The sequence below is a fragment of the Micromonospora sp. NBC_01796 genome, assembly GCF_035917455.1.
GTDB lineage: Bacteria > Actinomycetota > Actinomycetes > Mycobacteriales > Micromonosporaceae > Micromonospora_G.
The window spans coordinates 6,768,076-6,780,885 of sequence record NZ_CP109078.1; the positions used below are offsets into that span (position 1 = coordinate 6,768,076).

The following is a 12,810-nucleotide window of genomic DNA, read 5'->3' on the forward strand; positions in this document are numbered from 1 at the left end:
GGCCAGGCTGAGGGGCGGCTCAGGCCAGGCCGAGGAAGAGCAGGGTGTCGTCGAGCATGGACCGCTGGGTCGAGGGCGGGTAGCGGTCCGGGTCGGCGGAGGCGAGCGCGGCGGCCCCTTCGAGCATGGCGACGAGCGTGGCCGCCGTGTTTCCCACCCGCCGCTCGGGCCACTCCGGCGCGGCGGCCCGGACCAGTCGCTCCACCCGCCCCAGCCAGGCCCGGTTGTTGGTCCGGTGCAGGGCGATGAGTTCCTCGTCCCCGACGGCGGCGGCGAGGAAACCCACCCAGACGATGCTCTCGGTCCGGGTCTGGTCGTCCAGGGCGAGCCCCTGCTGGAGGACGGCCCGCAGCGCCTCCACCGGACCGGTGGCGTTCGCCTCCAGTGACTCGACCCGCGCGCGAGTCCGTTCGTGTAGCAGGTGACGGGCGTGCAGCAGCAGCGCCCGGCGGTTCGGAAAGCGGTGCATCACCAGGCCGGTGGTACAGCCGGCCGCGGCGGCGACGGCGCGGATGGTCAGGCGTTCGAGCCCCTGGAGGGCCAGTACGTCCCAGACGGCGCGCGACAGCAGGGCTTCCTGCGCCGGCTTGTCCGCAGTACGTGACATTCGTGGGCTCCCATCGTCCATCCGTAACGGCTGTTACCGTAACATCTGTTCTGCATGGGAACGCTTGTTGGTATCGAACAGGGGGCGCGGGTGTCGGCGGGATGGACCATCGAGGTGCGGCCGTGGGACGACCCGGTTGGTGTGGCCCTGCGGGCGCGGCAACGGGCGGAACTCGACGCCCGTTACGGCACCGACGACCATGAACCGGGGCAGGCGCCGTCGGCCGACGACATCGCGCTTTTTGTCGTCGCCCTCGACGCGACGGACGGCCCGGCGATCGGCTGCGGTGCGTTGCGGCAGCTGGACCACGGCTCGGCAGAGATCAAACGGATGTACGTCGATCCGTCCGCGCGCGGCACCGGCGTCGCCACGGCTCTGTTGCGCGCCCTGGAGGCGGCTGCCGTGCAGCGGGGATGGCTGACGCTCCGGCTGGAGACGGGCACCGCCCAGCCGGACGCCCGGCGCTTCTACGAGCGCGAGGGTTACCGGCAGATCGAGGCGTTCGGCAGCTACGTGGGTGCGGACCTGTCGGTCTGCTACGAGCGTCAACTCGTCGCCACGGGTCGCTCCTCCCACCGGTAGCCCGGACGGCGTTCTCCACAGTGGAGCGAGCGGGAACCCGTACGGGTAGGCGAAATCGTTTACCGCGTGGCAATCTGTCCGACGCGAGCCCAAAACAGCGGGGCCGTGTCCTTCTTCTAGATCCACAACGTCTCGAGATCCACTCCGCGCCCGGCCTCCCCCACACGGCCGGGCGCGGCCTCATCGAAGGGTCGTACTGGTGCATCAACCCCTTGCGCTACCCCGGCGGCGACGCCTGTCCCGGCTCGCCCTGCTCACCGCGGCCCTCGCCGCGGTCGCCGCGCTCGTCGCCACCTCGGTCGGTGCGCCCACCGAGGCGACCAACCGCGACCGCCCGTTCCCGATCGACCTGGAGCGGGCCAGCATCCCGCAGTTGCGCGACGCCCTGAACGCCCGCCGGGTCACCTCCGAGGAACTGGTCCAGGCGTACCTGGAGCGGATCCGGGCGCTGAACAGCAACGGTCCCGGCCTCAACGCGGTCCGGGTGCTCACCCGCGACTCGGTCGAGCAGGCCCGCCAGGCCGACTCCGACCGGCGCAAGGGCCGGGCCCGGGGACCGATGCACGGCATCCCGGTGCTGGTGAAGGACAACATCGACGTCAAGGGGCTGCCGACCACCGCCGGGGCGTTGGCCCTGGCCGACTCGTACCCGTCGAAGGACGCCTTCCTGGTCACCCGGTTGCGGGCGGCCGGGGCGATCATCCTGGGCAAGACCAACCTGACCGAGTTCGCGAACTTCACCACCAACGGCATGCCGTCCGGCTACAGCGGGCTCGGCGGCCAGGTGCTGAACCCGTACGACGTGAGCCAGACGCCGAGCGGTTCCAGTTCCGGTTCGGGCTCCGCCGCCGCGGCGGCGCTCGCCGCCGTCACCATCGGCACCGAGACCTCCGGCTCGATCCTCAGCCCGTCGGCGGCGAACTCGCTGGTCGGGGTGAAGCCGACGGTCGGCCTGGTGAGCCGGACCGGGGTCGTCCCGATCGCGGCCAGCCAGGACACCGCCGGACCGATGACCCGTTCGGTGTACGACGCAGCCGCGCTGCTCACCGCGCTGACCGGCATCGACCCGGAGGACCCGATCACCTCCACCAGCAGCGGGGTGGTCGGCACCGACTACACCCGCGCGCTGTCCACGACCGCGTTGCAGGGTAAGCGGATCGGTGTGGCCAGCACCCCGACCGGCAACCAGGGCGTGCTGTTCAACGAGGCGCTGGACGTGATCCGGGCCCAGGGTGCCGAGGTCGTGCCGGTCACGGTTGCCACCGGTGGCCTGCCGCCGGGCATCCTGGACTACGAGTTCAAGCGGGACCTGAACGCGTACCTGGCCCGGCTGCCGCGCAGCGCGCCGATGAACACCCTGGACGACGTGGTCCGGTACAACCTGGCGCACGCCGCCGAGGGGACGATCAAGTTCGGTCAGACCCAGCTCGTCACGTCGAACAACATCGACCTGACCGACCCGGTGGCCAAGGCGGCGTACGAGACCAACCGCGACACCGGCATCGCCGGCGCGCGGGACCGGATCGACTCGGTCCTGCGGGCGCAGACCCTCGACGCGATCGTCTTCGTCGGCAGCGGTTCGGCCGGCATCGGCGCCCGCGCCCAGTACCCGTCGGTCGCCGTTCCGATCGGGTACGACCCGGCGAACGGCCGCCCGGTCGGCCTGTCCTTCCTGGGTACCGCCTACACCGAGGCGTCCCTGCTCGCCCTCGCCTACGACTACGAGCAGGCCTCGAAGAAGTGGCTCCCGCCGTCCGAGGTGAACCCGTCACTGTTCCGGTGCAGCTCCCTGGAGCGCCGCGCCTCGAACTGCGCCCCGTGACCTGACCGGCGGTCGCCCTACCCCGGCCCCGTCGACACCCACCCGGTGTCGGCGGGGCCGAGCCCTGCCCGCCTCGGCACCAGCCCTGCCCGCCGACGGCGGTCACCTGTTTATGACGTACATCAAAGACGATGTAAATACATCGTCTTTGATGTAGAGAAAAACCGCGCATTGTCGATTCCGCCCGGCCGCGTGGGACTCCCGCGCCCGCCACAAGGGAGGATCCGAGCGCGGACAGCAGTCCGTTTCGGTGTACTTACAGGCGGGGTGAGTAGATGAACGTCGAGATGTGGATCCGCGCGCTGAAAGCCGCTCGGGCGCATCGGCGGCGCCATCGGTTCCGCCGCCGCTGCCACCCTCTGGTCCGTCGGCGGGTGGACTGCCGTGACGATCGCCGGCATGGTGTTGAGCTGTTTCGCGCTCACCGTGTGGGTGGCCGGACGCCGCGGCGCGCTCGTCGTGGCGGAGCGGGGATGAGCGCATGCGAGATCCGCACTCCCCGGTCTCTTCACGTCTCCCCGCGTCAGGCGCCGAGGTGGGTGACCAGGCGGTGCAGAAGTTCCCACGACTGGTCGTCGTCGGCGGTCCCGGTGTGCGGCCGGCGGAAGCGGTCGACGTCGACCGCGAGGTCGGACAGGTCCCAGCGGATCCGGTACAGCTCCAGCAGTTCGGGCAGCGGCGTGACACCGGTGATGTCGGCGTACGCGTCCAGGATCGAACCGTCGCCGGGGTCGAGGTTCCAGAGGTCCCGTTCCGGCGGTGCGACGAGGGTCGTCTCCCAGTCGATGAGCCGCCAGCCGTCGGGGGTCAGCATGGTGTTGCCGGGATGCGGCTCCCCGTGGGTCAGCACCGCACGGTCCGGCTGCGCGCGGCAGGCCAGCACGAGTTCGTCGTACCGCGCGAGGAGGTGCCGGATCGGCGCCGCGTTCTCGGTCAGCAAGACCGAGGTGCGGTGGGCATAGGGACCGTGGGTGTCCAGGTCGCCGTCCGCGCGGAGACCCGATTCCAGGGCGTCCCGATGCGGTACGGCGAAGTCGTCGGCCATGGCGCGACGGCGGATCGAGTCCGGAGCGGAGTGCACCGCGACGACGAGATCGAGCAGGGCTCTGCGGTGGTCGGGTGCGGAGAACTCGCCCCAGGAGAAGCTCTGTCCATTCACATACGTGTAGAGCGCGAGCCCGAACCGGTCGGAGAGCCGGGCCAGTGGCTCGCCGCTGCGGGTCGGCTCCGGTGCCACGACGATCGGGGTGCCATGGTCACGCAGGGCACGTGCGGCGCCGAGTGCGGCCCGGAGCCGGTCGAACGCGACCTCCGGTGACTCGTCGTGCGTGTGCCGCTTGGTCTCCAGTTCGTCCACGTTGACGAACCAGCGGGCGCCCTCGGTGTCCTCGACCTCCCAGTGATGGCTGCCCCAGCCGACCGGCCGGTAGGCGACCGAGGTGGCGGCCAGGCCCCAGGCGTCGCCCAGCGTTGCCATCAGGGCATCTTCGGTCAGGTCGACCGGCGGGGTGAGCACGGTCCCCACCCTAGGATCGTCCGCCGACGTCCGACATCGAATTACCCGACGTCGCCGCCCAGGTAGGTCAGCTCGACCAGGCGGAAGGTGTGCGGCCCGGTCGCGTCGGCGGCGAACTCGTGCTGCCCGCCCGGCGCGAGGTAGTGGACGCCGTCGGTGTCCGGGTGGGAAAGGCCGATCACCACGACCGGAACGTCGCCCGCCTGCCACCGGTGGCGGGTGCCGGGCTCGACCTCGACGCCCCGGACGCGTACCTCGTCGTCGGCGAAGACCTCGGTCGGGATGAGACCGCCTGTCGCGGGCCGCGCGGGGGAAACGACCGGATCGGGTACGCCGGACGCCTCCTCGCCGAGGTCGAGCAGCTCGACGATCCGGTTGCGGTAGTTCGCCTCCCCGTGGTTGGTGAGCATGTGCACGGGCGAGACCGGCCGGTGCACCACCCCGCCCACCTGCTCGGACAGGAACCGGGCCGGGCTGCCGTCGAGCCAGTCCATCCGGCAGGGTGAGGTCTCCAGGTTCAGCACCACGTACGGGTTGTAGTGCAGGTGCCAGGGCTGTGACTCGCCCGGCGCGAGCCGGACCTCCCAGACCCGTACGCGGGGGTTGACCAGCAGTACCCGCTGGCCGATCTCGCCCAGCACGACCGGCTGGCCGTCCGGGGCCTGCACGATGCTTCCTGCGCTCACGTCGAGGTCCTCACTGCCGGGGTACGGGCGCGCCCATCATCGCCCACGCCCCGCTCGAAGATCCAAACAGGTACGGCCGCACCCGTTCGGATTGACGGACATCGCTTCTGGTGTAACGATTCCTGATACCGGCCGGAAATGGTCGCGTAATTCGAGTTACTCGAATTACAGAAGTGGCAATCGGATGGCGATCGGCGCGTCGTCCACATTCACCGCACCATGAAAGCTCCTTTACCCGTCGAGTGAAGGGTCGTACGCAATCATGCACAGGAACATCGGCGGTCTGCGCCGCCGGACGGTCGTGGCCGCGCTGACCGCGGGCGTCGTGGCGCTCACCTCGTTCGTACCCGGTGTGGCCGTCGCCGCCCCGGCCGACGGTCCGGCCCCGGCCGGCGACGTCGGCGCCCAGGTGGCCTGGAACCTGCTCTACTCCGAGGACTTCTCCACCCCGGTCAACCCGGGCAACGCGCCCTGGGTCCGGGAGACCTACGCCAACCCGTTCGACACGATCATGGACGACTCCGGGCAGTGGTACCGCAACGACTACGGGCCGGACTGGAACACCGCGTTCAATTCCTTCAACACGTACCGCAAGGAGTTCCCGGTCGGGCAGAACGGCTGGCTGACCGCGTCGCTGTCGGCCCGCGACTGGGACAAGAACGGGGTCATCGAGGCCCCGCCGTCGATCACCACCCAGGCCCAGGGTGGCGGCAACGTAGCCGTCCTGAACGTGCCCGACCATACCGGTGGGGCGATCTTCCGGCCGACCAACAAGCTCCCGTCGCAGTACCGCATCGAGTACAAGCTGAAGACCATCGACTTCGGCGGCAAGCGCAACGGCTCGATCGAGTACGGCGGCCGGGTCAACGGCTACAGCACCTCCGGCTGCAAGACCCAGCACCCGTGGGGAGAAGGGTCGAACAGCCCCGGCTGGTCCGGTGACGCCTCCGCACCGTACTGCGAGTGGCAGGACGTCCGCTCCGGCCCGTACGGCTACAACGGCTTCCATTTCCTGTCCATCGTGGACTTCGCCAACCCGGCCCCCCGGAACAACCACTTCTGGCACTACCGCCGCAAGGTCCTGATGGACTCCTTCTCCCAGCACCCCGACCGGGTCGGCAGCGGCACCGGTGGCCGGGTCTGCAACTCCAACACCAACCAGTACTACAACTACCGGGACGGCAACTTCAACACCGTCAACATGTGGATCAGCGGCCTGCCGAACTGGAACCCCGGACCGGGGGGACTCGCCGGCAACTCGCAGTGGTTCATGACCAACTGCTCCGGCGGGGTCGCCGAGCAGCAGCTCTCCTCGGCCGCCGAGTTGCAGCCCGAGCTGATGCCGAACGAGTTCTACACCTTCGCCATCGAGCGCGACGCCACCGGTTACGTCCTGGAGGCCAGCGGCAACTTCGCCCGGGTCGGGCAGAAGACGATCCGGTTCCACCGCCCGTTCATCGTCAACAACGCCCCGATCTGGCACTACAACACCGAGCCCGGCGAGTACGACGGGCGGTTCAACAACAACCTGGTGCAGAACGACAACAACGGCAGTACGACCTGGGCGAACCAGTGGCCGGCCGGCTCGGCGTACCCGGACTACTTCGTCATCGGCGACCTCTACACCAACGTGTACGAGGGCAGCGCCAGCCTGACCGACATCCGCCTCTACACCCCGGCGCCGCCGACCACCACCAACCTGGCGCTGAGCAAGCCGGCCACCGCCGACAGCCAGTGCGCGACCGCCGAGGCACCGGCCAAGGCGGTCAACGGAAGCTGGACCGGCGGCAACTCCGACAAGTGGTGCTCGCTCGGTACGTCCAAGTGGCTCCGGGTGGACCTCCAGTCCAACCAGCAGGTGGGTCGGTTCGTGGTCCGGCACTCCGGTGCCGGCGGTGAGAAACCGGCCTGGAACACCCGTGACTTCGACCTCCAGACCAGTACGAACGGCACCACCTGGAGCACGGTCGCGTCCGTACGCGGCAACACCGCCGACGTCACCACGCACACCTTCACCCCGGTCACGGCCCGGTACGTCCGGGTGAACGTGCTGACGCCGACCAGCGACAGTGACCGGGCGGCTCGGATCTTCGAGCTGGAGGCGTACGCGAGCTGACCGGCCGTTGCCGCCGGGAGCGACCGTCCCCGGGTGCGGTCGAGCAGACCGCACCCGGGCCCCGGTCAGCTCGCCGGGGCCGCGTCGCCGAGCAGGTCACGCAGCCAGCGGAGCTGGACCTGCTGCTGGAAGGCGGCGCCGCCCTCGTGCCCGTTGTACGGCCACACGCTGATCTCCTTGGCCGCCCCCGCGTGGTGGTTGAACGCGGCGAAGACCGTCGACGGCGGGCAGACGGCGTCCATCAGCGCCACCGAGTAGAGCGCCGGGGCGTCCGCCCGCGCGGCGAGGTTCACCCCGTCGAAGTAGCTCAGCGTGGCGAACACCTGTTCCACCCGGTGCCGGTGCGTCTTCAGGTAGGTCACCAGCTCGCCGTACGGCTGGGCGTCGGTGATCTCGGTGGCCCGCCGGTGGTGGCAGAGGAACGGCACGTCCGGCATGACCCCGGCGAGCCCCTCGGCCAATCCGCTGACCGCGATCGCGATCCCGCCACCCTGGCTGACCCCGGCGACCACCACCCGGTCCGGGTCGACCAGGGGGTGTGACCGGGCCGCGTCGACCGCCCGGACCGCGTCGGTGAAGACCCGCCGGTAGTAGTAGGTCTGCGGGTCGGCGATGCCCCGGGTCATGAATCCGGGGGTCTGCGGACCGCCGGCCGGGTCGGGGTCGGCGGTGTCGCCCACCATCGAGCCGGCGCTGCCCTGCCCACGGGTGTCCATCACCAGGTGCGCGTAACCGGCGGCGCTCCAGTTCAGCCACTCGTGCGGCAGCCCGCGTCCCCGGCCGTAACCGAGGTACTCGACCACGCACGGCAGTGGGCCGGTGGCGTGCCGGGGGACCAGGAACCAACCGCGTACGGGCTGTCCGGCGAAACCGGGGAGGGTCACGTCGTACACCCGCACGGTGGCCAGCCCGGCGTCGTACGGCTCGAACCGGGCCGGGGTCTGTGTCGTCCTGGCCTCGGCCAGCGTCCCGGCCCAGAAGGCGTCGAAGTCCTCCGGCTCGGTACGGGTGGGCAGGTAGTCGCGCAGTTGCTCCAGGGGCCAGTCGACCAGCATGAGGGGCGGTCCTTTCGCGTACGCGCCGTCGCCGGTGACCACCCCCGCCGTCGGCCGAGGAGGAACGGAGGGTAACGTTGCCGTCCTCAGTTCGCTGCTGCCCCGAGGAGGTGGGACCGATTCTCGTCACGAACGGCGGGTGCTCCCACCGGGCGGCGCCATGGGCTTTCTTGATCTAGGTCGAGCCATGGTAACCGCGGGAGCGCCCACAGGCGTCCCGAAGGGTCAGACATGTCGACTTCCCCATCCACCCCGGCGCTGAGCCGGACCGCCATCATCCGTACGCTGCGCGCCGCCGGTTGTGTGTTCGCCGAGGACGAGGCGCAACTGCTCATCGACGCCGCTCCCGAGCCGGCCACCCTCCGGTCGATGGTGCAACGGCGGGTCGCCGGACTACCGCTGGAACACATCGTCGGCTGGGCCGACTTCTGCGGACTGCGGATCGCCGTCGACGCGGGGGTCTTCGTGCCGCGCCGACGTACCGAACTGCTCGTACGCCGGGCCGTGGCGCTCTCCCCACCGGCGGCGACCATTGTGGATCTGGCCTGCGGAACGGGTGCGGTGGGGCGGGTGATCGCCGACCGTGTCGACGGCGTCTCCCTGCACGCGGCGGACATCGAGCCGGCCGCCGTACGGTGCGCCCGGCGCAACCTCGAGCCCGTCGGTGGCCGGGTGTACGCCGGTGACCTCTACGACCCGCTGCCGGTCGCGCTGCGCGGTCGGGTCGACGTGCTGGTGGCCAACGTCCCCTACGTGCCCAGTGCGGCGGTCGACCTGCTGCCGCCGGAGGCACGTATCCACGAGCCGCTGGTGGCGCTCGACGGTGGGGCCGACGGACTCGACGTGCTGCGCCGGGTCGCCGCCGGCGCCCCGGAGTGGCTCGCCCCGGGTGGGCACCTGCTGCTGGAGACCAGCGTGGACCAGGTCGACGCGGCCCTCGCCGCGCTCGCCGGGGCCGGGCTCACCCCGGGGATGGCCGGCGACGACGAACTACACGCCACGGTGGTCATCGGCCGCTGCTGACCACCCGCACCCCGGCCGGAGCATCCATGCTGCCGACCGCCGGCACGCCGACGAGGGCGCCGGTCGTCTCGACGGTGCCGTCCAGCGCGACCAGGCGGGCGGGTGCACCGAGCCCGGCCAGCCACGCTCCGGCGCCCGCGCCACGGACCAGCGCGGCGAGGCTCAACGCCTTCGCCGTGACCGGGTCGGCCGCCGCCACCGTGACGTCCCGCCAGACGGGTGCCGGTGGCAGCCCGGTGCGCGGATCGACGATCGGCCGGGCCGGGCCGCGGCCGGTGGTACGCGTGTTCGCCAGTGCACCACCGGCCAGCCCGAGGGTGGTCCCGCCGATCGGCACCCGCCAGCCGTCCGGCGGTGTCGGGCCGGCGGTGGCCACACAGCCGCCGAGCGCGACCAGTACGCCGTCACCGGTGCGTGCCGCGAGCAGGTTCGCGCACCGGCGCGCGGTCACCGCCCGTGCGGTCGCGGTCAGGTCCAGCAGCACCGGCGCCGGTACGGTCAGCGAACCGTCGCCCAGTGCCACCCGGCGCCAACCGTCCCGTACCGGGGCCGGGCGCAGCGAGGATCCGCACACCGGGAGCCACGGGCCGCGGTCCGAGCGGGACAACCGCAGCAGGGCGGCGCCCACCGTCGGGTCCACGTCACCGTCGGTCAGCTCGGCGGCGGCGAGGGCGGCGGCGACCAGCTCGGCGAGGCGTGCGCTGATCCGTACCGGCGTGCCGGCGGCGCGGTGCACCCGGGACAGCTCACTGCCACCCCACCGGTGCCCGTGGGTCCGGTTCAGGGCGGCGAGTTCCGCCGTGACCAGCCGACGGGCGATCCGGGACGCTTCCGTCCCGGTCACCACCACCCGTACCTCGGTGCCGCGATCCGACCAGCGTGCTTCCGCCATGGTGCCCTCCCGGTTGTCGCCCGAACCACCCCGTCACCGTCGCCGGGCCTGCTGAACTGCTCGTATGTCGCACCTGTGGGTCCGCTGTGTAAGCCCCGCGTCGTCCGGGTGGTGAGCCGGCCCCGTCGGCGTCACCGGGGTACGCCCCGACGGTGGCTTACACAGCCGGCACACAGGTTCCGCCGAGGTGGGGCACAGCGGCCGACGGCAGCATGGACGGATGACGACGGACGCGCGACCCTCCGGCCGGCAGATCGAGCTGCGGCGTCCCGACGGCGAGCCGGTCCGGGTGCTGGTCGTGGACGACGAGACCGTGCTCACCGACCTGCTCTGCATGGCGCTGCGCTACGAGGGCTGGGACGTACGCAGCGCGGAGACCGGCGTGGCCGCGGTCCGGCAGGCGAAGCGGTTCCAACCGGACGCGGTCGTGCTCGACGTCATGCTGCCCGACCTGGACGGACTCGAGGTGCTCCGGCGGTTGCGCGGGCACGCCCCGGCCATGCCGGTGCTCTTCCTCACCGCGCGGGACTCGGTCGAGGACCGGATCGCCGGGCTCACCGCCGGCGGCGACGACTACGTGACCAAGCCGTTCAGCCTGGAGGAGGTGGTGGCCCGGTTGCGGGGGCTGATGCGGCGCGCCGGGGTCGGTGTCGCCACCCAACCCGACGCGGTGCTGGTGGTCGGTGACCTGACCCTGGACGAGGAGAGCCACGAGGTACGCCGCGCCGGGCAGCTCATCCCGCTCACCACGACCGAGTACGACCTGCTGCGTTATCTGATGCGCAACCCGCGCCGGGTGCTGAGCAAGGCGCAGATCCTGGACCGGGTCTGGAACTACGACTTCGGTGGCCAGGCCAACATCGTCGAGCTGTACATCTCGTACCTGCGCAAGAAGATCGACGCCGGTCGGGAGCCGATGATCCACACCCTCCGGGGAGCGGGTTATGTCCTCAAGCCCGCCGGTTGAGTCGTCCGCGCTGCGCCGACGGCTGACTGGCTGGTCGTTACGGGCCCGGCTGGTCGCCGCCGTGGTCGCGTTGCTCGCGGTGGTCTGTGTGCTGATCGGCGCCGCCACCACCATCGCGTTGCGCCACTCGCTGATCAAGCAGCTCGACCAGCAGCTCGCCACCGTCGCCGGACGCGCGGGCGGCTCGTTGAACGGCCCGCCGAACGGCCGTCCGCCCGGTGTCCCGTCCGGCTCGGGGAACCCGTTCGGGCCGGGGGACCCGTTTCCGCGCGGACAGCCGATCGGCACCCTGACCGCCGTGGTCGAGGACGGTGAGGTCGACTGGGCCGTCACGCTGCCGGCGGACACCAGCACCGAACGGGAGCCGGTCCCGGCCGCGCAGGAGCCGACGCTCGCGGGTCTGCCGGCCGACGGCGAGCCGCGTACCCGTGCCCTCGGTGACCTGGGCGACTACCGCCTGGTCGCCCGGGAGATGCCGGGCGGCGAGGTGATCGTCACCGGTCTCCCGCTGACCGAACTGGAGCAGACCGTCTGGCAGATGATCGGCATGGAGGCGGGTATCGCAGCCGGCGGACTGCTGCTCGCCGGCACCGCCGGGGCGCTGATCGTGCGGGTCTCGCTGCGCCCGCTGCGCCGGGTCGCGGCCACCGCCGGCCGGGTCGCCGAACTGCCGCTGGACCGGGGCGAGGTGGCGCTCGCCGTACGGGTGCCGGCGGGTGACACGGATCAACGTACCGAGGTGGGCCAGGTCGGGGCGGCGCTCAACCGGATGCTCGGTCACGTCGCCGCCGCGCTCGCCGCCCGCCAGGCCAGCGAGACCCGGGTACGGCAGTTCGTCGCCGACGCCAGCCACGAGCTGCGTACGCCGCTCGCCGCGATCCGGGGTTACGCCGAACTGACCCGCCGGGGCCGGGACCCGGTGCCACCCGACATCGCGCACGCGCTGCGCCGGATCGAGTCGGAGGGGACGAGGATGACCGCCCTCGTCGACGACCTGCTGCTGCTCGCCCGGCTCGACGCGGGGCGTCCGCTGGCCGTCGAACCGGTCGACCTCAGCGCGCTCGCGGTCGACGCGGTCAGCGACGCGCACGTGGCCGGACCGGACCACCGCTGGCGGCTCGACCTGCCCGACCGGGCGGTCTGCGTGGACGGCGACCCGGCCAGGCTGCACCAGATCCTGGCGAACCTGCTGACCAACGCCCGTACGCACACCCCGCCGGGGACCACGGTCACCACGAGCCTGACCGAGGTCGGCCCGGACGGGGTCGCGCTCACCGTGCTCGACGACGGTCCGGGCATCCCGCAGGCGTTGCAGGGCGAGGTCTTCGAGCGGTTCGCCCGTGGGGACGGGTCGCGCTCCCGGGCCGTCGGCGGGACCGGGCTGGGGCTGGCGATCGTGTCCGCCGTGGTCGAGGCCCACCGGGGTACGGTCACCCTGACCAGCCGTCCGGGGCACACCGCGTTGACCGTACGGCTGCCGCGACTCACAGCGGACACATAGGCCACTCACCGGATCGACCTAGCCGGCCCGTCGAATCTAACCG

General features: G+C 71.5%; 11 protein-coding genes. 6 read left to right on the forward strand and 5 right to left on the reverse strand.

Annotated features, from left to right (window positions below; genetic code table 11):
- Positions 1–19: 19 nt before the first annotated feature.
- Positions 20–607, reverse strand: coding sequence for a TetR/AcrR family transcriptional regulator (locus OIE47_RS30240; protein WP_326557927.1), 588 nt, complete (start codon positions 605–607; stop codon positions 20–22).
- A 54-nt stretch (positions 608–661) separates the two neighbouring features.
- On the opposite strand from OIE47_RS30240, the gene OIE47_RS30245 reads away from it, so the two are divergent.
- Together OIE47_RS30245 and OIE47_RS30250 are read left to right on the forward strand one after the other, a co-directional pair.
- Positions 662–1,189: a GNAT family N-acetyltransferase gene (locus OIE47_RS30245; protein ID WP_326557928.1), complete on the forward strand. Its 528-nt coding sequence runs from the start codon at positions 662–664 to the stop codon at positions 1,187–1,189.
- Positions 1,190–1,388: 199 nt separating this feature from the next.
- Positions 1,389–3,011 (forward strand): amidase family protein, encoded by a 1,623-nt coding sequence (locus tag OIE47_RS30250; protein ID WP_326557929.1) that lies wholly within the window; start codon positions 1,389–1,391, stop codon positions 3,009–3,011.
- A 523-nt stretch (positions 3,012–3,534) separates the two neighbouring features.
- On the opposite strand, the gene OIE47_RS30255 is transcribed toward OIE47_RS30250, so the two are convergent.
- Together OIE47_RS30255 and OIE47_RS30260 are read right to left on the reverse strand one after the other, a co-directional pair.
- On the reverse strand, positions 3,535–4,536 hold the full coding sequence (locus OIE47_RS30255; protein WP_326557930.1) for a phosphotransferase: 1,002 nt from the start codon (positions 4,534–4,536) through the stop codon (positions 3,535–3,537).
- A 32-nt stretch (positions 4,537–4,568) separates the two neighbouring features.
- Positions 4,569–5,213, reverse strand: coding sequence for a hypothetical protein (locus OIE47_RS30260; RefSeq protein WP_326557931.1), 645 nt, complete (start codon positions 5,211–5,213; stop codon positions 4,569–4,571).
- Positions 5,214–5,475: 262 nt separating this feature from the next.
- Between OIE47_RS30260 and OIE47_RS30265 the strand changes: the two genes are divergently transcribed.
- Positions 5,476–7,329 (forward strand): discoidin domain-containing protein, encoded by a 1,854-nt coding sequence (locus OIE47_RS30265; protein ID WP_326557932.1) that lies wholly within the window; start codon positions 5,476–5,478, stop codon positions 7,327–7,329.
- A 65-nt stretch (positions 7,330–7,394) separates the two neighbouring features.
- Here the strand turns inward: OIE47_RS30265 and OIE47_RS30270 are convergent, their stop codons facing one another.
- Entirely contained in the window at positions 7,395–8,384 is a 990-nt protein-coding gene (locus OIE47_RS30270) for an acetylxylan esterase (protein WP_326557933.1), read from the reverse strand.
- Positions 8,385–8,615: 231 nt separating this feature from the next.
- On the opposite strand from OIE47_RS30270, the gene OIE47_RS30275 reads away from it, so the two are divergent.
- A complete protein-coding gene (locus tag OIE47_RS30275) occupies positions 8,616–9,407 on the forward strand; it encodes a putative protein N(5)-glutamine methyltransferase (RefSeq protein WP_326557934.1) in 792 nt (263 codons plus the stop codon).
- Here OIE47_RS30275 and OIE47_RS30280 read toward each other — a convergent pair.
- Positions 9,391–10,299, reverse strand: coding sequence for an FAD:protein FMN transferase (locus OIE47_RS30280; RefSeq protein ID WP_326557935.1), 909 nt, complete (start codon positions 10,297–10,299; stop codon positions 9,391–9,393). The two genes, OIE47_RS30275 and OIE47_RS30280, sit on opposite strands and share 17 nt — an antisense overlap.
- A gap of 220 nt (positions 10,300–10,519) precedes the next feature.
- On the opposite strand from OIE47_RS30280, the gene OIE47_RS30285 reads away from it, so the two are divergent.
- Both OIE47_RS30285 and OIE47_RS30290 read left to right on the forward strand, forming a co-directional pair.
- Positions 10,520–11,266 carry a response regulator transcription factor gene (locus OIE47_RS30285; RefSeq protein ID WP_326557936.1) on the forward strand — a complete coding sequence of 249 codons (747 nt, stop codon included), beginning with the start codon at positions 10,520–10,522 and terminating at the stop codon, positions 11,264–11,266.
- A 22-nt stretch (positions 11,267–11,288) separates the two neighbouring features.
- Complete coding sequence (locus OIE47_RS30290; RefSeq protein ID WP_442792197.1) at positions 11,289–12,767, forward strand: HAMP domain-containing sensor histidine kinase; 1,479 nt, start codon at positions 11,289–11,291, stop codon at positions 12,765–12,767.
- The last annotated feature ends 43 nt before the right edge of the window (positions 12,768–12,810 follow it).

Bases quoted from the DNA above. Each gene is read 5' to 3' on its own strand.
- OIE47_RS30240 (WP_326557927.1), bottom strand. From the start codon at position 607: ATGTCACGTACTGCGGACAAGCCGGCGCAGGAAGCCCTGCTGTCGCGC.
- OIE47_RS30245 (WP_326557928.1), top strand. From the start codon at position 662: ATGGGAACGCTTGTTGGTATCGAACAGGGGGCGCGGGTGTCGGCGGGA.
- OIE47_RS30265 (WP_326557932.1), top strand. From the start codon at position 5,476: ATGCACAGGAACATCGGCGGTCTGCGCCGCCGGACGGTCGTGGCCGCG.
- OIE47_RS30270 (WP_326557933.1), bottom strand. From the start codon at position 8,384: ATGCTGGTCGACTGGCCCCTGGAGCAACTGCGCGACTACCTGCCCACC.
- OIE47_RS30275 (WP_326557934.1), top strand. From the start codon at position 8,616: ATGTCGACTTCCCCATCCACCCCGGCGCTGAGCCGGACCGCCATCATC.
- OIE47_RS30280 (WP_326557935.1), bottom strand. From the start codon at position 10,299: ATGGCGGAAGCACGCTGGTCGGATCGCGGCACCGAGGTACGGGTGGTG.
- OIE47_RS30285 (WP_326557936.1), top strand. From the start codon at position 10,520: ATGACGACGGACGCGCGACCCTCCGGCCGGCAGATCGAGCTGCGGCGT.